Source organism: Vibrio sp. SCSIO 43135, from assembly GCF_023716665.1.
Classification (GTDB): Bacteria; Pseudomonadota; Gammaproteobacteria; order Enterobacterales; family Vibrionaceae; genus Vibrio; species Vibrio paucivorans.
Map to the genome: position 1 here is coordinate 709,473 of NZ_CP071859.1, position 24,724 is coordinate 734,196.

Consider the following 24,724-nt stretch of genomic DNA (forward strand, 5'->3'; position numbering starts at 1 on the left):
CCTTAAACAATTGATTTAGCTTGCTTGTCTTTCAATAAATAATGAGGGAACAAGATGAAGAAATTAGCAGTGGCAGCAATTATCACCAGTGGCCTTTGGGCTGAGTCAATTAAAGCGGAAACCGGTGTAGGTGCTTTTGTAGGGAATCCATATTGGGGAGCAGAGCTTAAGCACAATGGATTGCGGATGAACGTCAGTTTGGATGAGCAATTTGGTTTGGCAATGAACAAAACATTCGCGGTAAACAACACACCATTGTATCTATTCATAGGCGGTCAATATGTTGATCGAGAGCGCCACTATATCGCGGTAACTCCGGGTATCGGCGCGGAATTTCGGGTAAAGCCAATGGGGTTCTATCTGGATCTAGCGCCTAGCGTGTATCTCGATGAACTTGAAGTTGAACTGGAGGCTAGAGCAGGATTACGAGTCTACTTTTGAGTTGTTGGCGTCACCAACATTCAGAGGGGAGCGCCTCACCGTCTGATGATAAAGACATTTGATGGTTGCTCGGTAGGCAGCTGTCGTTGGTTTGGCCTTTAGTGTTCTGTGCAGTCGCCACTATGGTGTAGGCGGCGGTGGCTGAGCTTGTTATTGAAAAGAGGTATCGCTCATTCGAACTTTCACAGACGGTGCAGCTACCACCACTTAACAGACTCCCCCAACTGTAACCAGTGCCATAGTTCTGCTCGAGCAGGAGCTGTAGTTTCACCATGTCAGCCTTGGCAAGGTTGCGATGAGCTTGCAAGCTGTGATTTTGGTAAGCCGGGTAAGCAATACTGGCTAAGATACCTATAATGACCACTGCCAGCATTACTTCGATCAGGGTCATACCTTTCGTATTACATCTCGCTGTTTTGCAAAGATCTTTTCGAATCATTTCCATTACTTCTGTGAATTCACCTCCGCTATTTTTAGTAGCTGTTAGCATTCGTGCAAGTTCATATTGGTCGACATCATGATTTACAGAAGAAATTGGGAAACGTCTCTCGGGTTTACGCTCTTAGAGCTTTTGATCACCATTGCTGTCATGGCGGCTATTTTATTGGCGGCTGCTCCTAGCTTTTCTAGCCTTACAACAGCGAGCCAAATGACCCGGCTAGCCGACGAGCTACTCGGTTTTATGAATCAGGCAAAATCCGAAGCGGTTTTCCGCAATCAAGACCTATGGGCTCATATCAATGTTGCAACCATTCCGGATGATTCAGGGACATGGTCGATAACTTTAACTGACTCCGATGCACCCGGATCGGGAACGGCATTACTGACTATGTCGGGAAAGCCCTTTACCAACATCGCTCTGGAGCCGGTTTATAGTTCAGAGCAAGTGAAGTTTGGTGGGGTGAGAGGCAAAGTAAAAGCGGGAAGCATGTACTTTTATCCCACCGAGCAAACAAGTAAAAAGCTTAAGCTGAGCACTTCTTATGGTGCATCTCGAATTCTAGTATGCGGTGTTGGAGGAGATGTCTATGGCTATCCAGAATGCGATTAGTCGCTCTTCAGGAGCATCGCTCATTGAGTTCATGGTGGCTTCATTGGTGGGTGTGATTGCAATTGGCTTAGTTGGCTCAGTATTTATTTCCGGCCAAAAAGCTGCACTGGAGCGGAGTAAGCATATTTTGTTACTGCAGAATATGAACGCGGCTATGCAGCAATTGAAAGAAGACGTGCAAAGGGCTGGCTACAATGGCAGTGAAAGTGGCGTCGCAATGTTATCTGGGGCTTCGCAAGTGGTTCATACCCAATCTTCCCCTGGAATGGTGGGGTATGTATATCGGGTGATAACGTCTGGAGCGGAGGACCTCAGACATGTTGTCTACCGTCACCAACCTGAGTCATCAGGGGCAGATCTACTTAGGTTATGTGAAAAACATCAGTCTGACGTACTGACTCCCGCTTCTGCTGCGGACTCGGGTTATGCGGGTGTCTGTTTTTCTATTTTTGATCCTAACCAAATCAACGTCGATGGTTTCTCTGTCGAGAATTCGTTGGTTGCCAGTGATTCTGCCAGTAGTGCATTTACGACAATTTCAATGAGCGCGTCCCTTATTGGCGATTCTTCTGTTTCTCACTCAATGGTGCTGAACGTACAGCAGAGGAATTGGCAATGAGAGCCCAAACCGGTATCGCCACTCTATTGGTGACCAGTGTGTTACTCACAGCGGCATTGCTGATTACGTTGGGTAGCTATAAGTCACTTTTTTATCAGATCAAGAGAGCACAAAACGAAGTCAAAGCTCGTCAACAACATTGGGTAGCGGAAGGTGCCTTAGAGTGCTTCTATACCAAAGCAATTCAAACTCAAACCATTCCACAGTCTTCGAACTTCTTTGAGTGCAATACCAATGGAACAGTAACGTTTGGTTTTCAAACGTTAACGGCAAATCAAACATTGGTCACCGCTTCTTATGGCTTTACCCAGATTCAGAAGATCCTAACTTACCCGGGTAAGGGCGCGTCCGGTGTTATGAAAGCAACCTCAAATCTCTATTTCGCAGGAGGGATGGCAATGCGGCCCGATCCGGGCACGAGCTTAGGCGACGATGAGTGGGGATGTACGATGTTACGTTATAGCAGCGACTTTAAAGTGTTTGGCACGATATCAAATCAAAACCTCAATGACGCACATCCACCCTATGCAGGCTTTCCATCGGGACAAAGTTGTCGTAATAGTAGCGGTGATAGCTACATCACTACGGCAATAGGAAACTACAATACGCCAGCCAATCTGCAGCAAGATTTCGTCAATGATACGAGTCAAAAACCGTTTGAAGATCTGTTTGCCACCCCTCGTGAGCAATGGTTTGAGGTGATGTCGTCAAAAGAGTTCATCAAGATATCTGACAGTATCCTAGTTAATGGGAGCGGTGAGTTGCTGTATGAGCAGTCCACATTGCCTGCGCCACAAATTGTTACTCACTGTGGGGATGAAATCGCGACTGCGATTGAATCTGGAGAGGATCTGATTTGGGTATATGGCAGCTGTCACCTTGATAGTGATGATCTTGCTAATATCGGTGAGGCTATTGACCCTGCGACAGGTATTTCCCCCATCGCTGGCGGAGTGATACTGGTCATCCACAATGGGCTGCTGTCTACGTCTGGAGCGCTCGATTTTAAAGGTATGCTGTATCACTTTGTGTCAGAGGATTCCGATGGTGAACCAGAGTTTGAGCCTACCGCATCTCTTTGGGAGTCTTTGGATGCCCCTCAAAAGCTTGTCCTTGATGGAGCTGTAGGACCGGTATCGGGTGTATCAGCCAGCAATACTGCGTATTTTCAGAGTGGCTCTTTTTATCCCATTGGTGGATATGTGATGGATGCTCCGGGGACGTATGCGGTTTACAACTCTTCAGTGAGCTTTAGTTACGACCAAGATGTTATTAATGTCCCTCTCTCTAAACTGAAAAAGCTCGAATGGAAGTCGGGAGGTTGGTATGTTCAATAAAGCATCACCAAGTGTTAAACAATGTGGCTATAGCTTGGTCGAAGTGATGATTGCATTTATCTTAATCGGTGTGGCATCACTGGCTTTATTAAAGCTGCAAGCGTATGTCGAACAAAAATCGGATTTTGCAACCCGCAGTATAGATGCTCTGAATATGGCTGAGCAAAAGTTGGAGTGGTTTCGTACTCGAGGTGCTTCATCAGCACTTTCTTCAATCGGTGTGGCGGACTATACAACTGACATTATAACCGGCAGTGATAATTTAGATCCTATCTACTCAGTGTCATGGACACTTGAAGAGGAAAGTTTGTCGGGGGCGTTGAAAACGGTCAGCGTGGAAGTCAGTTGGTCCGATAGAAAAGGGACTACGCAAAACATCCATTTAGACTCTATGATCTCTCTTTATAGCGAATTTAGCGACTAGATAGGCTTATAGTTGCTTATTTTTGATTATGTAATGGGTGAGAAGTGAGTGGCGCTGTATGTTTTACAGAGTGGTGTATTTATTGTTGAAAAAACGTATATCATCATGTCTTTTTTGTGTTGCACGTAGATTGCGTTTTTGCAAAATATGTCTCCATTTTTGAATTCTCCCTTAGAACCTTGTGCTTTTATTTGTGTCTTTTAATAGAATAAAGGTCGAAATATAGACCAGCATAATTATTCAAAAAGGTCTTGGGCACCAACATCAATTATGGAGTTACCATGAGTAACCAAGCTGCAAAACAAGCACCATCGCCGAAGCCGAGCGGTATGGATCGCTTTCTAAACTTTATTGAACGTGCAGGTAACAAAATTCCAGATCCTGCCATTCTATTTTTCTGGGCACTTGTCATTGTTTGGGTATCATCTGCACTTTTGTCGAACGTGACGTTCGATCTAATCAATCCTCGCACAGGTGATGCTCTAGAAGTAAACAACCTTTTAACTGGCGAAGCACTTGCTAGTTTCCTTGCAAACATGGTGACAACGTTCACTGGCTTTGCTCCATTAGGTATCGTATTGGTTGCGATGTTAGGTGTTGGTGTTGCGGACTCGTCTGGCTTCATCACTACAGGCCTTAAGAAGATGCTGAACTTCACACCAGCTAAGCTTCTAACGCCTATGCTAATCCTAGTGGCAATCGTATCGCACACTGCAGCGGACGCGGGCTACGTATTGGTTATTCCACTAGGTGGTATCATTTTCCACGCGGCGGGTCGTCACCCTCTAGCTGGTATCGCAGCGGCATTTGCTGGTGTATCTGGTGGTTTCTCTGCAAACTTCATCCCTTCAGGTATCGACCCTCTACTCGCTGGCTTCACGCAAACAGCGGCGCAAGTTCTTGATCCTGAGTACATCATTAACCCATTAGCAAACATCATGTTTACCGGCCTTTCTTCAGTAGTGGTTATTGCTATTGGTTGGTATGTGACAGAGAAAATCATCGAGCCTCGCCTAGCGAACACTCCAATTGATGACGATGCAGAAGAAGCACCAGACCTAGGTACGTTCACTGAAATCGAATCTAAAGCTTTCCGTTACGCGGGTTGGGCAATGGTAGTGGGTATTGCGGCTCTAGTATTTGCGGTAATGCCTGAAGATTCGGCGCTTCGTTCACCTGAAGGTGAAATCACGGCATTCTCTGCACCACTAATGCAGTCAATCGTACCGTTGATCTTTGTACTGTTTATCATCCCTGGTATCGTTTACGGCCGTGTTTCTGGCAAGTTCCAGAACAGCAACGACGTGATTAAATCGATGTCTGAGACGATGTCGACAATGGGCGCGTACATTGTAATGTCGTTCTTCTGTGCTCAGTTCCTAGCGGCATTTGGTCAGTCAAATATCGGTACTATGCTGGCGCTTTACGGTGCAGAAGGCCTGAAAGCGATGAACCTGCCTGGTCAAGCAACCATTGTGGGTATGATTTTACTTACTGCTAGCGTTAACTTACTGGTAGGCTCAGCATCAGCTAAGTGGGCTCTAATTGGCCCTATCCTAGTACCTATGCTAATGGCGGTAGGTATTTCTCCAGAGCTTTCGCAAGCTGCATACCGTGTAGGTGACTCTGTATCGAACATCATCTCACCACTAATGGTATTCTTCCCACTTGTGGTTGTTTACTGTCAGCGCTACGTTAAGTCGACAGGTATCGGTACGCTAGCGTCATTGATGATGCCATTCTCGATCGCAATGTTGATCGGTTGGACTGCGTTCCTACTCGCTTACTGGGCGCTAGGTATCCCACTAGGTATCCAAGCTCCGTACACTTACACAATGTAATTTGTCGTAACGTATCATTGATTAAAAAGCCTCGCTTATTAGCGAGGCTTTTTTATTGGTTGTGGAATATAAATCTGCTTAATGTGTTTATGGTGGATTAAATAATTATAAAAAATAAGTATCAATGGTTTTAAATTCTATTAATTGTTTTATATATAACATTACCCATGATTCGTCAGGGTGAGTATTGGAACTATCTATCGCTGAGCCTTTCTCTACTAGTGTTTAATGTTTATTTGGTACGTCGTTCTGGGTTTTACACCATATATTCTGTTTGCTAATGTGCCCGCCCATTCAATAAGTGTGACTTAGTTAAAGTTTAGGATGTAATTTATGAGTGACATTGCAGCGCCAGAGCCAAAAGCATCAGGTGTAATCGGGTTTATCGAACGAGCGGGTAAAAAGATCCCGGATCCGGTGATTATTTTCATGTTCTTGTTTGCTTTTTCATTAGTGCTAACCAGCCTGATGGATGGCGTGAGTTTCGAGACCATTGGAAAAGGTGGAGAGGCAGTTGAGTTCTCCGTAAAGAACATGCTTGCAACAGAAAACTTCCGCTGGATGTTTGAAAATGCATTGCTGCAGAACTGGCTAGCCTTTGGCCACGGCGTACTTGGTGTCATTCTGATTGTGATGCTCGGGGTTGGCATTGCTGAAAATTCTGGTTTATTGACCGCGGTGATCAAGAAAGTCGGCCTTAAAATCAGTGACCGCTTGCTTCCTCTTCTGGTGGTGTTCCTAGGTATTATGAGCTCAATTGCGGCAGATGCTGGTTACCTTGTACTCATCCCGTTAGCGGGTCTTTTATATGCTGGTTTAGGCAAGAATCCACTTATTGGTATGGCTGCTGCTTTTGCGGGCGTATCAGCAGGCTTTAGCGCCAACTTACTGCCTGCGACACCTGTCGATGTGGTACTGGGTGTAAATGCAAAGATCTTTGCTGAATCGCAGAATGTTCCTTTTGTTGGCCGAGATGGCGAAGCGCTAAACCCAGCGACGATGCATTACTTTTTTGTACTGGTTTCTACTTTCCTACTTGCTATCGTTGGTGCTTGGGTGACAACCCGCTTCATTACTCCTCGCTTAGAAAAAATGTCTTACCAGCTTCCAGAAGAAGTAAACTTTGATGAGTTTGAACTGAGCAAAGAGGAGCAGAAAGGCCTGCGCTGGGCTGGTGTTGGCCTGTTGGCATCACTAGCTGCCATTTACGGATTGGCAGTTGGTCCACTAGCAACCTATACAAATGATGCAGGTAAAGAGGTCACACCGTATCTGGATAATATTATTCTGCTGATTTCACTTATCTTTGCGGTTGTCGGTTTATGCTTTGGTGTGGCTACGGGTAAGTTCAAAAAGCTTCAAGATGTAGTGACAGCCATGGTTAAGCAGATGAACACGATGGGTTACGTGTTAGTGCTGACTTTCTTCTGTTACAACTTCCTTGCGCTTCTGAGTTACTCGGGGTTAGGCACATACGTAACTTACCTTGGTGCGACATTCCTACAATCTTTAGGTTTGCAGCAGTTCCCTGCACTGATGTTGCTCGGTTTCATTTTGACTACAGCAGTGATTAACTTGTTTGTCGGTGGTTTGACTTCGAAGTGGATGCTACTGGGTCCAATCTTCGTTCCTATGTTATATCAAGTAAACCCGAACATGACGCCGGATCTTGTTACTGCGGCTTATCGTGTTGCTGACTCATCGACCAATATCATTACTCCAATGATGAGCTATGCGGGTGTAGTACTGGCATTCATGCGTAAGTACAAACCAGAGCTGACTTTCGGCGATGTGATTGCGATTATGGTGCCTTACTCAGCGGCATTCTTGACCTTATGGTCGGCAGTGTTGATTGGTTTCTTCGCCTTTGGCTTACCGCTAGGTTTCTAACTAGAGACTGCTATGTACTAATAACGCCCAGCTTATGCTGGGCGTTTTGTTATCTCGGCTTGAAACGCTATAATTCTGTCTCTTTTACTTCTTCTGCGAGCTTTCCTGTGTCTACTGAATCTACCGAGTCTTCCACTCAGTTTACCGATCAAGATTACCACTTTATGCGAATGGCGATATCACTAGCCGAACGTGCAGAAGCTGAAGGGGAAGTGCCAGTAGGCGCTGTATTGGTTAAAGATGGAGAAGTGATAGCAGAAGGCTGGAACCAGTCTATTGGTCATCATGATGCGACGGCACATGCAGAAATGCAGGTGTTACGCCGTGCAGGGCAATCTCTAGAGAATTACCGTCTTTTGGATACCACGCTGTACGTGACATTAGAACCGTGTCCTATGTGCGCCGGAGCGCTTTTACATAGCCGGGTTAAGCGTGTGGTATTCGGAGCCCCAGATCTTAAAGCGGGAGCGGCGGGAACCGTTCTTAATCTGTTCGAACATCAAGCCGCTTATCACTATGCTGATGTGGAAAGTGGGCTACTAGAAGAAGAGTGCCGCACTCAGCTTCAGGCTTTCTTCAAGCGCCGCAGAAAAGAGATCAAGGCTCAGAAACAAGAACGTCGTATGAGTTTACAAGCAACGTCTGAAGATAAAGGGAAGTCGAGTAAGAAAGGTGGCTAAACCAGTTGCTGCATAAAAGCTCGGTTACGCCATATGACTTTCTTTTTGTTATTCGCCAACATTCGCTTGCGGCGATTAGCTGATACGGTTTGATTAATTCGTTTCGGTTGTCGGTTACGTTTTAGCATGGCTTGATGCCCTCAATGAAAGTGACAGCGAGTGTTTGTGTTTGCAAACCTCTATTCAGCCCTCTTTATAGAACGCAATTATTACCAATTTATGACGTTATGGCTGCGCGATGACAGACAAAAAAGCCGCACAAAGTCGTGCGGCTTGTAGGTTAACTCTTTAACGAAGCTATTGTTTTTCTTCTTCAGTTTGCTCTGTGGCCTCTGCACCAGAAACGGTATCATCGGTGCTATATAGGTCATTTTCAGGTACTTGAATCACGGTTAAATCATCAATACCACCCACTTCATTATCGCGATTTTGCTGCTCTACGTGACCGATAATGCTTTGGTAATAGCGTCTGATGTTCTCTACATAGTTTCGGGCTTCATCACCACGAGCAAATCCGTAACGAGTTTGGCTGTAGTATTTTTTCTGGCGTAGTAGTGGCAGACGATCTTTTACATCTGCCCACGCATCCGGATTACCACCTTGCCACTTGGTCAGTCGTCTGGCATCCATCATATGGCCATAGCCGACATTGTAGGAAGCAAGCGCAAACCAGATCTTCTCGTGTTCAGCAATGCTGTCAGGGACACGACCTACCATACGACGCAGGTATTCCACTCCGCCCCAAACAGACTGTTCAGGGTCAAGACGGTCGCTGACTCCTACACTCTTGGCTGTAGGTAGGGTAAGCATCATCATGCCTCGTACACCTGTTGGCGATTTTGCTTTCGGATTCCAGTGAGACTCCTGATAAGCCAATGCTGCCACTAAGCGCCAGTCAAATTCGTCTGAGTACTCTTGGAACAGCGGCGCCCATTTCGGCAACTTGCTATCTAGCGCGCGAATAAATGCTCGGGTATCCACATAATCAAAACTGTTTACATGGCCGATGTACTTTTCTTCCAACGCGGCAAGTTGATTCGACTGTTGTAGCCCACCAAAGAACTCAATCAACAGCGCATATAAACTCTCGTCATCAGAACGATTTAGGAACCAAGAGATTGGCTGATCTTCTGTTAGCTCGAATGCTAATGCGATGTCTGGGTAAATACGCTGCGAAAGTGAAATTTCGACAGAGTCGGCAACGGTAAATTGCAAATCGCCATTTGAGACTTGTTTTAAGAGTTCGTTAACGTCGGCATTGATATCAACTGAGTATTTGAATTCAGGGTGCTTTTGTTGGACTTCACTTAGGCTATTTTTGAAATGTGAGTCGTCTACGATAGTGAGCACTTTTTCTTGGCTGGATTCTTCAATCAGTGACGGTTGCCTTTCTAGTAGTTGCTCTAGATTACGAGGTCGCCATTGACCTTTCTTATAAACCACTTGTTGGCTGACATAGTAATAGACAGGTCCCGCACGGAAGTTCTTTAAGCGCTCTTCTGATTGGCTTAAACCCGCCGCGATAATATCAATCTCACCATTTTTAAGCGCAGGGTAAAGGCTAGACATGCGATAAGCAGGCTTCATTTCTAACTTCACGCCGAGCTCATTGGCAAACTCTCGTGCGAGCTCGTAGTCTAATCCCGCAGGACCATCTGGGCCGATGTAGTAAGAAAGCTGATTGTTGAGCGTACCAACGCGCAGTACACCGCGTTCACGAATTTGGTCTAGTTCGCTTTTCGGCTGCGATTCAATTTGGCAGCCAGCTAGCAGAGTCAGAGCTGTAAACAGTGTGGCTAAGCGTTTAAAAGATAACGGGTATTTGATTAACATTTAATTCTTCTCATACATCCAGTAAGGCTTTTATATCAAAGCGGGGCGAGCAGGCAAAGTGAGTAAACGAAAGAATTAGTGAACTGTGTACTATTTCATCAATTTGCCTGTATTTCAAAATTGACAAAAAAAATGACGCAAACGGTTGCGTTTGGTGTTACATCACAAAAACAATTGCTATATAATGCGCTCGCAAAGGAGAGGTGGAATCGGCATAGGTTCTTAAATCTTAGGGAATAGCTTCGAAGTAAAACAGTCTAACCCACTGAATTTATTCCAATATCACCTCAGGTCATGAGACCTTAACCAATTGCATAAGAGACCTAAGCACATGAGAATTTTTCGTGGCTCCCCAGCTCTATCTGAATTTCGTGTTAACAAGCTTCTAGAGCTTTGTCGTGAACTTGGCCTGCCTGTGACTGGCATTTACGCTGAGTTTGCTCACTTCGCTGAATTATCAGCAGACCTTGATGCGTCTGAAGTTGAGAAACTAGAAAAACTACTGACTTACGGTCCAACAATTGAAGAGCATAAGCCAGAAGGTCTACTTCTACTTGCGACTCCTCGCCCTGGTACCATTTCTCCTTGGTCTTCGAAATCGACCGACATCGCTAATAACTGTGGTTTAGGCAAAGTAGTTCGTCTAGAACGCGGCACGGCATACTACATCGAAACATCGGCAGAGCTTTCTGAGCTTCAACTGGTTGAGTTAAAGGCGATCCTTCACGATCGCATGATGGAAGTGGTTTTCACTGACTTCGAATCAGCAGCAGCACTTTTCCAAGTTGCAGAGCCAGCACCAGTCGCTGACGTTAACCTACTCAATGGCGGTCGTGCTGCGCTTGAAAACGCAAACGTTACCCTAGGCCTTGCGCTTGCCGATGACGAAATTGAGTACCTTTACGATGCGTTCGTAAACAAGCTAGATCGCAACCCAACTGACATCGAGCTAATGATGTTTGCACAGGCGAACTCTGAGCACTGTCGTCACAAGATCTTCAACGCAGACTGGACTATCGACGGCGTTAAGCAAGAGAAGTCTCTGTTCAAGATGATCAAGAACACATTCGAAACCACACCAGAAAACGTCCTGTCTGCATACAAAGATAACGCAGCAGTAATGGTGGGTTCGGATGTCGGTCGTTTCTTCCCGAACCCAGAGACTCGCCAGTACGGTTACAGCCAAGAGAAAGCGCACATCCTAATGAAGGTGGAAACGCACAACCACCCGACAGCTATCTCTCCATGGCCGGGCGCTTCTACTGGTTCTGGTGGTGAAATCCGTGATGAAGGCGCGACTGGTATCGGTGGTAAGCCAAAAGCAGGCCTTGTTGGTTTCACAACCTCTAACCTACGTATTCCTGGTTTTGAACAGCCATGGGAAACAGATTTCGGTAAGCCGGGTCGTATCGTTAACGCCCTAGACATCATGCTAGAAGGTCCACTAGGTGGCGCGGCGTTCAACAACGAATTTGGTCGTCCAAACCTACTTGGTTACTTCCGTACTTACGAAGAAAAAGTGAACTCTCACGCAGGTGAAGAAATTCGTGGTTACCACAAACCAATTATGATTGCTGGTGGTATGGGTAATATCCGTGACGAGCACGTGCAGAAGAAAGAAATTCCAGTAGGTGCAAGCCTAATCGTACTGGGTGGCCCTGCGATGAACATCGGTCTTGGTGGCGGTGCAGCTTCTTCAATGGCGTCTGGTCAATCAGCAGAAGACCTAGATTTTGCTTCAGTACAGCGTGAAAACCCAGAGATGGAACGTCGTTGTCAGGAAGTTATTGACCGTTGTTGGCAGCTTGGCGAAGAGAACCCAATCGCATTCATCCACGATGTGGGCGCGGGCGGTATCTCTAACGCACTTCCTGAGCTTGTAGACGATGGCGAGCGTGGCGGTATTTTCCAACTGCGTGACGTACCAAACGACGAACCAGGCATGAGCCCACTTGAGATCTGGTGTAACGAATCTCAAGAGCGTTACGTAATGGCAGTTGCTCCAGAGAACATGGAAGTATTCGACGCCATCTGTAAGCGTGAGCGTGCACCATACGCAGTAGTAGGTGTTGCAACAGAAGAGCGTGAATTGAAACTTGAAGATTCACACTTCGACAACACACCAATCGACATGCCTATGGATGTGCTTTTAGGTAAGACGCCTAAGATGCACCGTGACGCGAAGACACTGAAAGCGGACAACCCAGCTGTTAACCGTGATGGTATTGAACTAAATGAAGCGGCGGACCGCGTTCTACGTCTTCCAACCGTTGCAGAAAAAACATTCCTTATCACTATCGGTGACCGCACGGTGACTGGTCTTGTTGCGCGTGACCAAATGGTTGGCCCATGGCAGGTTCCAGTAGCAAACTGCGCAGTGACCGCAGCAAGCTACGACACTTACCACGGTGAAGCAATGTCGATGGGTGAGCGCACACCAGTTGCTCTACTGGACTTCGGTGCTTCAGCTCGTCTAGCGGTGGGTGAGGCAATCACTAACATCGCAGCGACAAACATCGGCGATATCAAACACATTAAACTGTCTGCAAACTGGATGTCTCCAGCCGGTCACCCAGGTGAAGATGCAGGTCTTTACGAAGCGGTGAAAGCGGTAGGTGAAGAGCTATGTCCAGCACTTGGCCTAACTATCCCAGTGGGTAAAGACTCAATGTCGATGAAGACCAAGTGGGAAGAGAACGGTGAGCAGAAAGAAGTTACTTCGCCACTATCTCTGATCATCACTGCGTTTGCTCGTGTTGAAGATGTACGTAAGACAATCACACCTCAGCTTCGTACCGACAAGGGTGACACGTCACTAGTTCTTATCGACCTAGGTAACGGTCAGAACCGTCTAGGTGCAACAGCACTAGCACAGGTTTACAAGCAGCTTGGTGATAAGCCAGCAGACGTAGACAACGCAGCGCAGCTAAAAGGTTTCTACGAAGGCGTTCAAGCACTTGTTGCGAACGACCAAGTAGTGGCTTACCACGATAAGGGTGACGGCGGTCTATTCGTTACTCTAGCTGAGATGGCATTTGCTGGTCACTGTGGTGTTAAAGCGGACATCGCTGACCTAGGTGACGACGCTCTAGCAGCACTATTTAACGAAGAGCTAGGTGCAGTACTTCAGGTTAAGAACGATGATCTAGATTCTGTACTTTCAACGCTAGCAGCAAACGGCCTTGAAGCATGTTCACATGTTATCGGTTCTGTTGAAGCGTCTGATGAGCTAGTGATTACTTCTGGTGAAACAGCAGTTCTTGAGCGTAACCGTACTGAATTACGCACTATCTGGGCTGAGACAACGCATAAGATGCAAGGTCTACGTGATAACCCAGCATGTGCTGACCAAGAGCACGAAGCGAAGAAAGACAACTCAGACCCAGGCCTGAACGTTAAGCTAAGCTTCGATGTGAACGAAGACATCGCAGCGCCATACATCGCGAAAGGTGTTAAGCCTAAGATGGCAATTCTACGTGAGCAGGGCGTTAACTCTCACGTTGAGATGGCAGCAGCGTTCGACCGTGCAGGCTTTGAAGCAACGGATATCCACATGAGCGACATCCTAACGGGTCAAGCAGTTCTTGAGGAATACAACGGCCTAGTGGCTTGTGGTGGCTTCTCTTACGGTGACGTTCTAGGTGCTGGTGAAGGTTGGGCGAAATCTATCCTGTTCAATGAGCAAGCTCGCAACCAGTTTGAAGGCTTCTTCCAGCGTGAAGATACGTTCTCTCTAGGTGTATGTAACGGCTGTCAGATGCTATCGAATCTGAAAGAGCTAATCCCAGGTGCAGACCTGTGGCCACGCTTCGTTCGCAACGAATCTGAGCGTTTTGAAGCTCGCTTCAGCCTAGTAGAAGTGCAGAAGTCTGACTCTGTATTCTTCGATGGTATGGAAGGTTCACGTATGCCAATCGCAGTATCACACGGTGAAGGCCGCGTAGAAGTACGTGATGCTGACCACCTAGCAGCGATTGAAGCATCAGGTACTGTTGCCGTTCGTTACGTGGATAACCACGGTAATGCGACTCAGCAATACCCGAACAACCCGAACGGTTCACCAAACGCAATCACAGGTCTTACGACTCAAGATGGCCGCGTAACTATCATGATGCCACACCCAGAGCGTGTATTCCGCACAGTCGCGAACTCATGGTCTCCAGAAGGTTGGGGTGAGAACGGCGCTTGGATGCGTATGTTCCAAAATGCACGTAAGAACGTAGGTTAATTTAACGACCTTAGTTTTCGCTTAGCAGCATAATAAAAGCGCAGATCGCAAGGTCTGCGCTTTTTATTTGTTGAAAAATCTATAGCCAACGGCTCTTTTTTACGCTCTAATACCGCGCTTGCCAAGGGATGGCTAAATCCCTCAACAATCCCTTAGGAAATGAATATGTCGAACAACAAAAAATTTGCTATTCGCGTTACTGAAAAACGTAACGGTTGGTGTGCAGAAATTACTCGCCAAGTAACCTCGCGTAAAACATCAGTATCGAAGCGTGAAACAGGCTTTGAAACTGAAGTTCAAGCTCAAGAGTGGGCAGAGAAAGAACTAGCTGGCTTCATTCAAAACCAAGCTGCGCGCAACGAACGTAAAGGCGAAGCTCGTAAAGTACGCGTTGAACGTGAAGAGCGTTTGGCGCAAGAAGCTGCTGAGAAAAAAGCACGTCGTGCTGAAGAAGCAAAGCTAGCCGCTGCGGCTGAATTCGCTGAAGAAGAAGACTCCGCGGACGAAGACTAACTCACTATTGAGTGTCATCTTCATGCCAAACAAAAAACCGCCTAATAAGGCGGTTTTTTACATCAGTTAAGCGACCAGAATGGGCTTCGCCCATCAGACTCCGTTGCTGATTAGCGAAACTGACCCGCTTCGGCCAAGAAGTCAAAACCAGCGGAAGCCAGTTTTGCTTCAAGCGCTGTTTTATCGATATCGAAATAAGCAACTAACTTATCGAGATCCCCTGCGAAATCATCACGCAATTTCATGTTGACGATGCTCATCAACATCACGGGATCCATGCTTTCAAATTTAGACAAATTCATTACTTATCCTCAAAGTCTGAAATCAGCAGATTCGCTGCCGCGAAAGCCGCTTTTTCACGGGCCTCTTTTGGTAGTGACTCATCTGCCGCAATGTCGTTGAGTGCTCTCACTGCACAACTGATTGCCTGTGGTACATAGGCTTGATCGCCACTGCCGATTTGAGCGTACAGTTCGCGGACTAGTTCACAACAGCCGTATACTTGCATGGTATTTCCCCTAAATGATAACTGATCTCAATATACACATTGAGCAAGAGAAAACAAAGTGAGAACCTTGTGCTAGCGCAAGAGCATGGTAGGTTTGGCGAGAAACTAACCTTGCACCTGTATTTCTAATTGCTGAACGACTTCTGGATTTAGGTTGAGCTGTTTACTCAGTTCCTGTAAGTAAGATTTTTCCATAAAGTTTTGTTCATCTGCGACCAACAGTGAAGCGAGGTAAACTTCGCTTGCTTGCTGTGGAGTGCGCGCTAATCGAGCGACATCAGCGGGGTCGAGAGGCTTGTTTAATTCTTGATGAATAAGCGCCTGCACGGAATCGTCCGCGCCCATTTCCGCAACCGCTTGGTCAATGCGCGCCATTTCTTGCTCATCGACGTGTCCATCGGCTTTGGCCGCTGCAATCATAGCTTTTAGAATCAATTGTTGGTGGTAATGATCACTTTCATCAAACTGGGCGTCAGAAGAAGCGGGTGGGGTACCGGGCTGCTTTGCTTGCCAATCGTTATAAACTTTATAGGCTAGCGCGCCTAGAGCCGCTGCACCGCCAACACCTGCGGCCGTCTTAGCGTACTTCTTGGTCTTTTTAGAGCCCATCAGCACGCCAATTAGTCCGCCTGCTGCAACGCCAGCTCCCAGTGTTTTTATGGTGCCTTTGTTGTCTTTAGAGGCGCTGCGCAAGCCTGAAGCATGCTGACTTAGCTTTTCAGAACCTTGTTTAACAATGTCAGACTTTAGAATATCGGATTTAAGTGCTTGGTTGAGCAAACTGCTTAAGTTCATATATACCTCCAATGAATTTAGTTCAGTGTAGGAGACGTTAGATGAACCCAAGATTAATGGCTGAAAACAAAAAGGGTTGGCAACGCCAACCCTTTATCTATTTTGCATCTGCTAAACGCTGTGATTAGCTTAGCTGTGCCTGGATGTGCTCAACGATTTCAGCCATCGCTACAGGTGTTTTCTCACCGCTGCGGCGGTTCTTGTACTCGAAGTTGCCTTCTTTCATCGAACGATCGCCAATCACGATAGTGTGAGGAACGCCGATAAGCTCCATGTCTGAGAACATAACACCTGGGCGTTCTTTACGGTCGTCGAATAGCACTTCGATACCCATTGCAGTCAGTTCAGCATACAGCTTCTCAGCTGCCTCCTTTACTTCTTCTGACTTATGCATGTTCATAGGAACGATAGCCACTTGGAAAGGTGCTAGAGCGTCTGGCCAGATGATGCCGTACTTGTCGTGGTTCTGCTCGATTGCAGAAGCAACCACACGTGATACACCGATACCGTAACAACCCATCTCTAGAATAACGTTCTTACCGTCTGGCCCAAGCACACCACAGTTCATTGCTTCAGAGTAAGCTTTACCTAGCTGGAAGATGTGACCAACTTCGATACCACGTTTAAGCTGAAGGGTACCTTTACCGCATGGGCTTAAGTCGCCTTCGATTACGTTACGTAGGTCTTCTACTTGAGCAAGCTCGACATCACGGCCCCAGTTGATACCAAAGTAGTGTTTACCGTCTACGTTTGCACCCGCGCCGAAGTCGCTCATTACCGCAACAGAGCGGTCAACGATGAACGGTAGTTCTAGGCCTACAGGGCCGAGTGAACCTGGACCTGCGCCGATCAGTGCGCGAATTTCTTCTTCGCTAGCCATCTCTAGTGGAGAAGCCACTTGTGGTAGGTTTTCAGCTTTAACTTCGTTCAGCTCATGATCACCACGGATGATCAATGCGACGATATCAGCTTCGATTTCTTCTGACGCTTTAACGAATAGAGTCTTAACGGTTTTCTCAATTGGTAGACCGTGTTGTTCGACTAACTCTGCGATGGTTTTCGCGTTTGGTGTATCAACAAGTTCCATCTCTTGAGTTGGTGCAGCCGCTTCTTTTGCAGGCGCTAGCGCTTCTGCTTTCTCGATGTTTGCTGCGTAATCTGATTCTGTTGAGAATGCGATTAGGTCTTCGCCGCTTTCAGCAAGCACGTGGAATTCTTGAGAACCACTACCACCGATAGCGCCAGAGTCAGCCAGCACAGGGCGGTATTCAAGACCCATGCGATCGAACGCTTTACAGTAAGCGTCGTGCATTGCGTCGTAAGACTTTTGTAGACCATCTTTATCGATGTCAAAGCTGTAAGCATCCATCATCGAGAATTCACGTGCGCGCATTACACCAAAGCGAGGGCGGCGTTCATCACGGAATTTAGTTTGGATTTGGTACAGGTTTAGCGGCAGCTGTTTGTAAGAGTTCACTTCGTTACGCACAAGGCTAGTGATCACTTCTTCAGCTGTTGGGCTAAGTACAAACGGACGTGTATGGCGATCAGTAAAGCGAAGTAGCTCAGGGCCCATTTTTTCGCTACGACCTGTCTCTTCCCATAGTTCAAACGGCTGAACAACGGGCATCAAAGTTTCGACTGCACCTGCATTGTCGATTTCTTGACGAACGATGTTTTCGACTTTACGCAGTACACGTAGACCGGTAGGTAGCCAGGTGTATAGACCTGAAGCCAGCTTACGGATCATACCTGCACGTAGCATGAGCTGGTGGCTCACTACTTCTGCGTCGTTTGGAGTCTCCTTCAGAGTAGAAAGAAGATAATTACTGGTACGCATTAAATTTATCCGTTTATTAAAGTTAGTTACTCAACCTTGATTTGGCAGAGTATAAAGGACCCGCGAGGGAATTTTATTAGCCGTATATAATAGCAGCCATTTTACTAAGTCAAAAGCATTGTGAAGCTGAGACCTATTGTTGAGTGCGCTTTTTACTCATCGTTGGTTAATTTGCATACATCAACCACGGTAACAAATGCGTTATTGGCTTTAAATTTCACGTCTAGATCAAACAGCCTAACTGAATAGAGCTTGTCGTCTTGGCTATTTTTGCGGTAAGCAGGCCTAGGATCTTGCGCCAACACTTCAGTGATCACTTTGTAAACTTGAGTTCTGTTTGGGTGACTATTGAGAATTTCTCTCGCACCGCAGTGAAAGGTCACACCTAACGTTTCTGGCGGGCTTTCAGCGTACCCACCACTGGAGTGTGGGAGTGAGTCGGTGTAAGGGATATAAGGTTTGATATCAACAATAGGCGTGCCATCGACGAGATCCACGCCACCAAGGTCAAGGTAAACCTGGTCACCTTTTTGTGTCACACCTTTTACTTCAACCGCTGACATGCCAATCCCATTTGGGCGAAAAGTAGCGCGTGATGCAAAAACACCAATACGTTGATTTCCTCCAAGCCTTGGTGGCCTGACGGTCGGTTTCCATCCTGCATTCAAATTTTGGTCGAATAAAAAGAGCAGCCATATGTGGTCGAACTGTTCAATACCGCGAACGGACTCTATACAGTTGGCAGTGCCTGTCAATCTTACTCGAGAGGTGGCAGACGGCACTAAGCTTGGTTGTCTAGGGACTGCAAACTTCTCTTTATAAGGAGATTCAATAAAGCCAATAGGGTCTATGGAATACATGGTAGTGACTCAACATTTCAAATTAGCTAGAAAATATCACAAAACTGCTTGCGTTTCTTTTTGAGAATGATTATTAATTGCAATGTTATATCATAACAAGTTAATTTGAGAGGAAAGAATGAAACAGGGAATTCATCCTGAATACCGCACCGTGGTTTTTCACGATACTAGCGTTGATGAGTACTTCTTAATTGGATCAACTCTACAGACTGAGCGCACGATTGAATGGAAGGATGGTAAAACTTACCCGTACTTTACGGTTGAAGTATCCTCACAATCACATCCGTTTTATACCGGTAAGCAACGTGTGATTCAGAAAGAAGGTCGAGTTGCTAATTTCAATCGCCGATTTGGTCAGTTTGAAGCTGGAGGCAAATAATGAAAGTCGTTAAATCTCTGCGTAGTGCAAAGGGTCGTCACCCGGATTGCCAAATCGTCAAACGCCGCGGAAGGCTCTACGTTATCTGTAAAACTAACCCTAGGTTCAAAGCCGTTCAGAAGTAATACGCGACATAAAAGATCTATGAAATATAAAAGCCAAGTTTATCGACTTGGCTTTTTTAATACGCAACCCAGAGAATACTTGGGTTTATGACCATTGCGTGACATCACAGTTTTAAAAATGACTAGGTCAAAAATTCTTAAGATCTATGAATTAAAACCGGTTCTATAGAAATAAGCGTTATATCAATAAAAATGGTTACAGGTGAGTCGCTTGAAAGTATTCATGGTGAGAATGTTTGGTGGTTTTTATGGCAAAAATTGTATTTTTTTAGTTATTAGTTCTTTTAAAGCTGTTAAATGGTGGTTAATTATTAGGTTTTATGACATTTTTTGTTACATGTTGGGCTTCTGTTTATGTTCTCAGTCAAGTAACCTGCGCTCGCTTCGCTATAGATGGCGACGGCATAGGAATAACTACAAGGAGGGAACTGATGAGTTCATCAGCTTCGATTAAAAACAATTCACCTAAGAAACCGATATTTACTCGTTTTCTAGATACAGTTGAATATTTGGGGAACCTTTTACCTCACCCAATCACTCTTTTTGCCATTTTCTGTCTTGCTATCCTCGTAATGTCTGGCGTTGCTGGCTATTTTGAGGTTGCGGTTGCAGATCCACGTCCAGAAGGCGCGGCGGGTCGTGCTGCGGACGGTATGATTCAAGTGGTAAGCCTGCTCAACGCCGATGGTTTAGAGCTTATTGTAACTAACCTAGTGACAAACTTTGTTGGCTTCGCACCGTTAGGTACCGTATTGGTTGCGATGCTTGGTGTTGCCATTGCAGAACATTCTGGACTACTTTCTGCTGCAATGCGTGGCCTAGTCATGGGCGCTTCTCAGCGCATGGTTACAGTGACTGTCGTATTCGCGGGTATCATTTCAAATACAGCATCTGAGCTTGGCTATGTGGTACTGATTCCACTGGCTGCGATGTTGTTCCACTCTTTAGGTCGCCACCCTCTTGCTGGTCTAGCGGCGGCATTTGCGGGTGTATCTGGTGGTTACTCTGCAAACCTTCTAATTGGTACGGTTGACCCACTGCTTTCAGGTATTACTGAAACTGCAGCTCAGATGATTGATCCAAACTACACTGTTGGCCCAGAAGTTAACTGGTACTTCATGTTTGTTTCAACCTTCTTCATTGCGATTACTGGTGCATTCGTTACCGAGAAAATCGTTGAGCCTAAACTGGGCAAATACAATGACGAAGAAGCAGCAGAAGACCTATCTCAAGACAAAATGGGCAGCCTAACTGTACAAGAGAAGAAAGGCCTTAAATTAGCGGGTATCGCGGTACTGGTTGTTTCAGCTCTTCTTGCTTGGACGGTTGTTCCAGCAGACGGCATCTTGCGTTCAGACGCAGGTACAGTTGCAGGCTCTCCATTCCTGAAAAGTATTGTAGCGTTTATCTTTGTGTTCTTCGCAGTACCAGGCTTCGTATACGGCCGTGTTGTAGGCACAATGAAAAACGATCGCGACGTGATTGATGCAATGTCGAAGTCGATGTCTTCAATGGGCATGTACATCGTATTAGTATTCTTTGCTGCTCAGTTCGTTGCTTTCTTCAAGTGGACTAACTTTGGTCAGGTATTCGCAGTTGCGGGTGCAGACTTCCTACAAAACATCGGTCTAACAGGCCCAATGTTGTTCTTCGCATTCATCCTAATGTGTGGCTTCATTAACCTAATGATAGGTTCTGCTTCAGCGCAGTGGGCGGTTACAGCGCCAATCTTCGTTCCAATGCTGATGCTTGTTGGTTACGCACCAGAAACGATTCAAGCGGCATACCGTATCGGTGATTCAACCACTAACATCATCACTCCAATGATGAGTTACTTCGGATTGATCCTTGCGGTAGCGACTCGTTACATGAAGAATCTAGGTATCGGTACGCTGATTGCGACCATGCTACCTTACTCAATCGTCTTCATTGTAGGCTGGAGCTTGTTGTTCTACCTATGGGTATTCGTATTCGGTCTACCAGTAGGCCCTGGTGCGGCAACGTACTACACGCCTTAATTGATTCGAACTCGAATCTAAAAAGCCTGCGCATTGCGCAGGCTTTTTTATTTCTTATCTACTTACTTGCTTCTCCTGGACTAATAGGAGTAGGTCATGATGATGTTGAAAATCTGCCTGCCTGGGCCACCCATGTATTCCAAGTTCAGCCCGTATGTTTTGGTGATATTCCAGTTCATACCAACTAAGGCTGAGTAATCTTCTGCACTTTCTTGTGACAATTGGTAAGAAAGTTCTTCAACGCCTAGCGCATTATCTTCTTTAGTTAAGCCTTCGCTGTGCATGTACGCACCACCGATATAGGGGAAAACGTTGCCCCAACTTTCAGTTTGGATCAGCTTACCCACTCGCGGGCTAAACAAAATGGTTTTGGTATTGGTACGTTCATCGTCGGTGCGAGATTGAGTCATGCTGGCGGGCAACACATATGTGAAGTCACCCAGTTGGCCAACGAAGTTCATCGAGAAGCCCCAGTTCGTACCTTCTACATCAGGGGTAAACTCTGGTGTGGTGATAAAGTCTTGTTGGCACAGCTTGGGCCTATTCTCACAAATATCGAATAGAGAAGTAGGGATGGTGGCGGTGAGTGCAGTGCCACCATCAAATCGCCCTACATGGACACCCATTTGTAAAAATGGAAACACCCATGCTGCAGCGCGGATTTGCATACTTTTACTTTCAATCTCAGGAGTACCAAACGACACTTGAGAAAGATCGAATCTGTCGCCTAAGTTTACATCTCCAACTTGGACGCCAAGGTCGTACATGTTGATGTCTTGCTTGGAGGAATTACCAATCAGGGAGATCGAAAACGGTAAGGGGAGTGAATAACCTAAATCGATGGCTTCTTGGGCGTGGAATGGCAGTGCGTGCTCCCACTTCTTATTGAGCTTTTCTTGGGTTTCGGCATCGGGGAAGTCGACGCGGGCACCTTCTTCTCCCCATGCAAATGTCGAGCTAGCAGCCAGTGCTGCGTATGCAGCAAGCTTAGTGAGTTTAGTCATCGTTACCCCCTAGAATGCTTCGTTGATCGACAAGTACAAGCCTTGAGCATCATTGGAACCAAAGCCAAGGTCGACGCGGACATTCATGCGGGGTTGGAGTTCGTAGCGGTAACCTACACCATAGCTGTAGATTTGCTCTTGATACAGCTCGCTGGTGTGCTCTGCTGTACTGGCAATTCCCGCCCATAAGGTAAAGCCGTGCTTGGTGTAATCACCATCACTTAAGAAAGATTGGCGGTACTCCATCGTGTGCTCAACACTGTGCATGTCGCGGTATCGCCCATAGTAGATCCCTCGCATCGAATCTTGACCACCAAATGTGGGCAGCTCGTAATACGGAACATCACCGGAGCTGAAGTTGGCTGTGTTGAGAAAAGCGAAGGTGGAGCCTTTCACCGGTGTCCAGTAGAAGCGATAGTCCGCTTCCATTTTTTCAAAATTGGAATCACTGCCAATGTTGTCTTGATAATTGGCATACTCAAGGCTAAAAAACTGGCCCTTTCGAGCATTGACAGCAACATCGCGAGTATCCCACTGCAACGCAATACCAAGCCCGAGAGCAAAAGGGTTCTCTTGGCCGTAAATGAAATCAGCATCCTGTGCGACAGTGCTAGACACCGACTCCTCGATTGCTTTTTTGTACTGCAATCGCAAGATAGGACCTAGGTAGATATTGTTGCCTAGGTGAGCACCAAGGTCGGCGTTATAGGTAATGAAGTCGTAGTCGACGAGATTCTGGTCATCTTTGCCGTTGTTTTTACCCGATTCATAGCCTGTGCCGAAGTAATACAGGCTCTGTTTGCCCATCGATAGCTGGCCGAAGTAGCGGAAACGATTTTGCTTGGAAAAGATTTTTTGTTTTGAGCGAATACCGAAACCAACACCACTGTCCATCTCGTTGGCAACCCCAACCAATGTAACCGATGAACGTTGAGTTGAATCTGGATCTTTTGGCGCAGCGTTGAAGGAATACAACCCACCAATGGCCAGCATAAAGCCAGTTTCAGGCATGTAAGCCGGACCACCCAGCAAGGAAAATAGACCATTGTCTTTTTCGGCCGGTGTGGTTGCCAGAACGGGATCTTCTTGAGCATGCGAGGCGGTAGAAAAACAGAAAAGCAGGGAGCATATCCATTGCAACGAGCCAAAAATCGTCGTTGTATTGCGTAGCATGGTGCACTCTTAGGTTCGCTAAAAGAGAGAAGTATCTATATCTGAGCTACGACTAGGTAATGAACTGTTTTTATATCTGGTATGCGTTAGGCGTATATTCTTTATCTAACAAAGGGTTAATCGCCATTATGAACATTGTTCAAAATGGCGAGAGTCGTAATAATTGGGTTATTTAGGTCTTTTCGCGAGGATTTTATCTAGGTGATTAGCAAACTCTCTACGCTCTGTTTGAGACAGTGCGCTAGGACCGCCAGTTTGAATACCACTTGATCGCATTGTATCCATAAAGTCGCGGATATTAAGTCGCGCTTTGATGGTGTCTTTCGTATAAAGCTCTCCGCGAGAGCTTAATGCCTGGCCCCCTTTGGTGATCACTTCATCGGCGAGCGGGATGTCAGAGGTAATCACTAGGTCGCCTGCTTCGGTGCGTTTTACGATCTCGTTATCAGCAATATCAAAGCCGCTCGGAACTTGCAGAGAATGGATATTGTCACGTTTGGGTACTGGGACTACATGGTTAGCAACAAAGGTACATTGTACGCCGGTACGTTCTGCTGCACGGACGATAGTTTCGCGGATCACTTTTGGACACGCGTCGGCATCTACCCATATTTTCATTAATCGTTTTTCTCTTCTAGTTGAGCTTCCAACGCAGCAACGCGCTGGGTGAGGGCGGCAATTTGCTGCTCGAGAGCGGCTATTTTGTCCTGGCCGTCATCAGTTTTCACTGCGACTTCGACTTTAGGTACACGGTTTGCTGCTTTCCAGCTCTTGATGGTAGTGATCAGTGCTGGCATAGGTACCGAGGTCGTTAAGCGAGATTTCACTAAGGCGACGGTGGGTTCTTTTCCTTGTGCGGCTAAACCTGCAAGGATGGTTTCTAGCTCTTTTGTTACGTCTTGAGTCAGCATGTTTAGCTCCTATATCTGCTTTAACGCTGATAATACGCGTTAAGGTCAAATTAAGCGAATATCAAAAGTGCCTTATAGGTGTGAGAGATCTCGCACAGCCGTTGTGCGACAAAAGCAGAATTTGCGCAAGAGATTAGTGTGGTGTTTGTCTAACTTTATGAAAAATAAGCATTAGATGAGTTGTTTATGAATTGTTAAGGGAAAAAATGTGATAGCACCGGATTGTTCTATTTCTGAAAAGGCGTAAATTAAAC

At 46.3% G+C, this 24,724-nt stretch carries 24 protein-coding genes; 13 read left to right on the top strand and 11 right to left on the bottom strand.

Translation table 11 applies throughout. The annotated features are described in order from the left end of the window. Nucleotides 1-54: 54 nt before the first annotated feature. A complete protein-coding gene (locus J4N42_RS03345) occupies nt 55-441 on the top strand; it encodes a hypothetical protein (protein ID WP_252029709.1) in 387 nt (128 codons plus the stop codon). 10 nt (nt 442-451) lie between these two features. On the opposite strand, the gene J4N42_RS03350 is transcribed toward J4N42_RS03345, so the two are convergent. Further along, nucleotides 452-880 carry a type IV pilin protein gene (locus J4N42_RS03350; protein ID WP_252029710.1) on the bottom strand — a complete coding sequence of 143 codons (429 nt, stop codon included), beginning with the start codon at nt 878-880 and terminating at the stop codon, nt 452-454. Between the two features lie 78 nt (nt 881-958). Between J4N42_RS03350 and J4N42_RS03355 the strand changes: the two genes are divergently transcribed. The 7 genes from J4N42_RS03355 (at nt 959) to tadA (ending at nt 8,283) form a co-directional block, all read left to right on the top strand. Beyond that, on the top strand, nt 959-1,492 hold the full coding sequence (locus J4N42_RS03355; protein ID WP_252029711.1) for a GspH/FimT family pseudopilin: 534 nt from the start codon (nt 959-961) through the stop codon (nt 1,490-1,492). Next, nucleotides 1,470-2,111 carry a PilW family protein gene (locus tag J4N42_RS03360; RefSeq protein WP_252029712.1) on the top strand — a complete coding sequence of 214 codons (642 nt, stop codon included), beginning with the start codon at nt 1,470-1,472 and terminating at the stop codon, nt 2,109-2,111. Before J4N42_RS03355 ends, J4N42_RS03360 begins: the two co-directional genes overlap by 23 nt. Further along, nucleotides 2,108-3,448: a hypothetical protein gene (locus tag J4N42_RS03365; RefSeq protein ID WP_252029713.1), complete on the top strand. Its 1,341-nt coding sequence runs from the start codon at nt 2,108-2,110 to the stop codon at nt 3,446-3,448. Before J4N42_RS03360 ends, J4N42_RS03365 begins: the two co-directional genes overlap by 4 nt. Beyond that, nucleotides 3,438-3,872: a type IV pilus modification PilV family protein gene (locus J4N42_RS03370; protein WP_252029714.1), complete on the top strand. Its 435-nt coding sequence runs from the start codon at nt 3,438-3,440 to the stop codon at nt 3,870-3,872. Before J4N42_RS03365 ends, J4N42_RS03370 begins: the two co-directional genes overlap by 11 nt. 281 nt (nt 3,873-4,153) lie before the next feature. Next, nucleotides 4,154-5,713, top strand: a complete 1,560-nt coding sequence (locus J4N42_RS03375) for an AbgT family transporter (protein ID WP_252029715.1) — start codon at nt 4,154-4,156, stop codon at nt 5,711-5,713. 333 nt (nt 5,714-6,046) lie between these two features. After that, complete coding sequence (locus J4N42_RS03380) at nt 6,047-7,603, top strand: AbgT family transporter (RefSeq protein ID WP_252029716.1); 1,557 nt, start codon at nt 6,047-6,049, stop codon at nt 7,601-7,603. Between the two features lie 164 nt (nt 7,604-7,767). Next, a complete protein-coding gene (gene tadA, locus J4N42_RS03385) occupies nt 7,768-8,283 on the top strand; it encodes a tRNA adenosine(34) deaminase TadA (RefSeq protein WP_252030779.1) in 516 nt (171 codons plus the stop codon). Nucleotides 8,284-8,580: 297 nt separating this feature from the next. On the opposite strand, the gene mltF is transcribed toward tadA, so the two are convergent. After that, the gene (gene mltF, locus J4N42_RS03390) at nt 8,581-10,116 is read right to left on the bottom strand and encodes a membrane-bound lytic murein transglycosylase MltF (RefSeq protein WP_252029717.1); all 1,536 of its coding nucleotides are present in this window, start codon (nt 10,114-10,116) and stop codon (nt 8,581-8,583) included. Between the two features lie 331 nt (nt 10,117-10,447). Between mltF and purL the strand changes: the two genes are divergently transcribed. Further along, the gene (purL, locus tag J4N42_RS03395; protein ID WP_252029718.1) at nt 10,448-14,344 is read left to right on the top strand and encodes a phosphoribosylformylglycinamidine synthase; all 3,897 of its coding nucleotides are present in this window, start codon (nt 10,448-10,450) and stop codon (nt 14,342-14,344) included. A 165-nt stretch (nt 14,345-14,509) separates the two neighbouring features. Further along, the gene (locus tag J4N42_RS03400) at nt 14,510-14,857 is read left to right on the top strand and encodes a DUF3622 domain-containing protein (RefSeq protein ID WP_252029719.1); all 348 of its coding nucleotides are present in this window, start codon (nt 14,510-14,512) and stop codon (nt 14,855-14,857) included. 110 nt (nt 14,858-14,967) lie between these two features. Here the strand turns inward: J4N42_RS03400 and J4N42_RS03405 are convergent, their stop codons facing one another. The 5 genes from J4N42_RS03405 to tsaA form a co-directional block, all read right to left on the bottom strand. Next, nucleotides 14,968-15,159, bottom strand: a complete 192-nt coding sequence (locus J4N42_RS03405) for a DUF4250 domain-containing protein (protein ID WP_252029720.1) — start codon at nt 15,157-15,159, stop codon at nt 14,968-14,970. Next, entirely contained in the window at nt 15,159-15,365 is a 207-nt protein-coding gene (locus J4N42_RS03410; protein WP_039478024.1) for a YaeP family protein, read from the bottom strand. The genes J4N42_RS03405 and J4N42_RS03410 overlap by 1 nt, the downstream gene beginning before the upstream one ends. A gap of 105 nt (nt 15,366-15,470) precedes the next feature. Beyond that, on the bottom strand, nt 15,471-16,160 hold the full coding sequence (locus J4N42_RS03415; RefSeq protein ID WP_252029721.1) for a tellurite resistance TerB family protein: 690 nt from the start codon (nt 16,158-16,160) through the stop codon (nt 15,471-15,473). Between the two features lie 124 nt (nt 16,161-16,284). Then, entirely contained in the window at nt 16,285-18,000 is a 1,716-nt protein-coding gene (locus J4N42_RS03420; protein WP_252029722.1) for a proline--tRNA ligase, read from the bottom strand. Nucleotides 18,001-18,152: 152 nt separating this feature from the next. After that, nucleotides 18,153-18,860 (bottom strand): tRNA (N6-threonylcarbamoyladenosine(37)-N6)-methyltransferase TrmO, encoded by a 708-nt coding sequence (gene tsaA / locus J4N42_RS03425; RefSeq protein ID WP_252029723.1) that lies wholly within the window; start codon nt 18,858-18,860, stop codon nt 18,153-18,155. Nucleotides 18,861-18,978: 118 nt separating this feature from the next. Here tsaA and J4N42_RS03430 point away from each other — a divergent pair, with 118 nt between their 5' ends. The 3 genes from J4N42_RS03430 to J4N42_RS03440 all read left to right on the top strand — a co-directional run bounded on the left by J4N42_RS03430 (nt 18,979) and on the right by J4N42_RS03440 (nt 21,382). Further along, complete coding sequence (locus J4N42_RS03430) at nt 18,979-19,239, top strand: type B 50S ribosomal protein L31 (protein ID WP_252029724.1); 261 nt, start codon at nt 18,979-18,981, stop codon at nt 19,237-19,239. After that, a complete protein-coding gene (gene ykgO / locus J4N42_RS03435) occupies nt 19,239-19,364 on the top strand; it encodes a type B 50S ribosomal protein L36 (protein ID WP_252029725.1) in 126 nt (41 codons plus the stop codon). Before J4N42_RS03430 ends, ykgO begins: the two co-directional genes overlap by 1 nt. A 431-nt stretch (nt 19,365-19,795) precedes the next feature. Beyond that, complete coding sequence (locus J4N42_RS03440) at nt 19,796-21,382, top strand: AbgT family transporter (RefSeq protein WP_252029726.1); 1,587 nt, start codon at nt 19,796-19,798, stop codon at nt 21,380-21,382. Between the two features lie 80 nt (nt 21,383-21,462). Here the strand turns inward: J4N42_RS03440 and J4N42_RS03445 are convergent, their stop codons facing one another. The 4 genes from J4N42_RS03445 to J4N42_RS03460 all read right to left on the bottom strand — a co-directional run bounded on the left by J4N42_RS03445 (nt 21,463) and on the right by J4N42_RS03460 (nt 24,470). After that, on the bottom strand, nt 21,463-22,386 hold the full coding sequence (locus J4N42_RS03445; protein WP_252029727.1) for a hypothetical protein: 924 nt from the start codon (nt 22,384-22,386) through the stop codon (nt 21,463-21,465). A 9-nt stretch (nt 22,387-22,395) separates the two neighbouring features. Further along, the gene (locus J4N42_RS03450) at nt 22,396-23,559 is read right to left on the bottom strand and encodes a BamA/TamA family outer membrane protein (RefSeq protein ID WP_252029728.1); all 1,164 of its coding nucleotides are present in this window, start codon (nt 23,557-23,559) and stop codon (nt 22,396-22,398) included. A 168-nt stretch (nt 23,560-23,727) separates the two neighbouring features. After that, a complete protein-coding gene (locus tag J4N42_RS03455) occupies nt 23,728-24,177 on the bottom strand; it encodes a YaiI/YqxD family protein (protein ID WP_252029729.1) in 450 nt (149 codons plus the stop codon). Next, entirely contained in the window at nt 24,177-24,470 is a 294-nt protein-coding gene (locus J4N42_RS03460; protein WP_252029730.1) for a hypothetical protein, read from the bottom strand. The genes J4N42_RS03455 and J4N42_RS03460 overlap by 1 nt, the downstream gene beginning before the upstream one ends. Between the last annotated feature and the right edge of the window lie 254 nt (nt 24,471-24,724).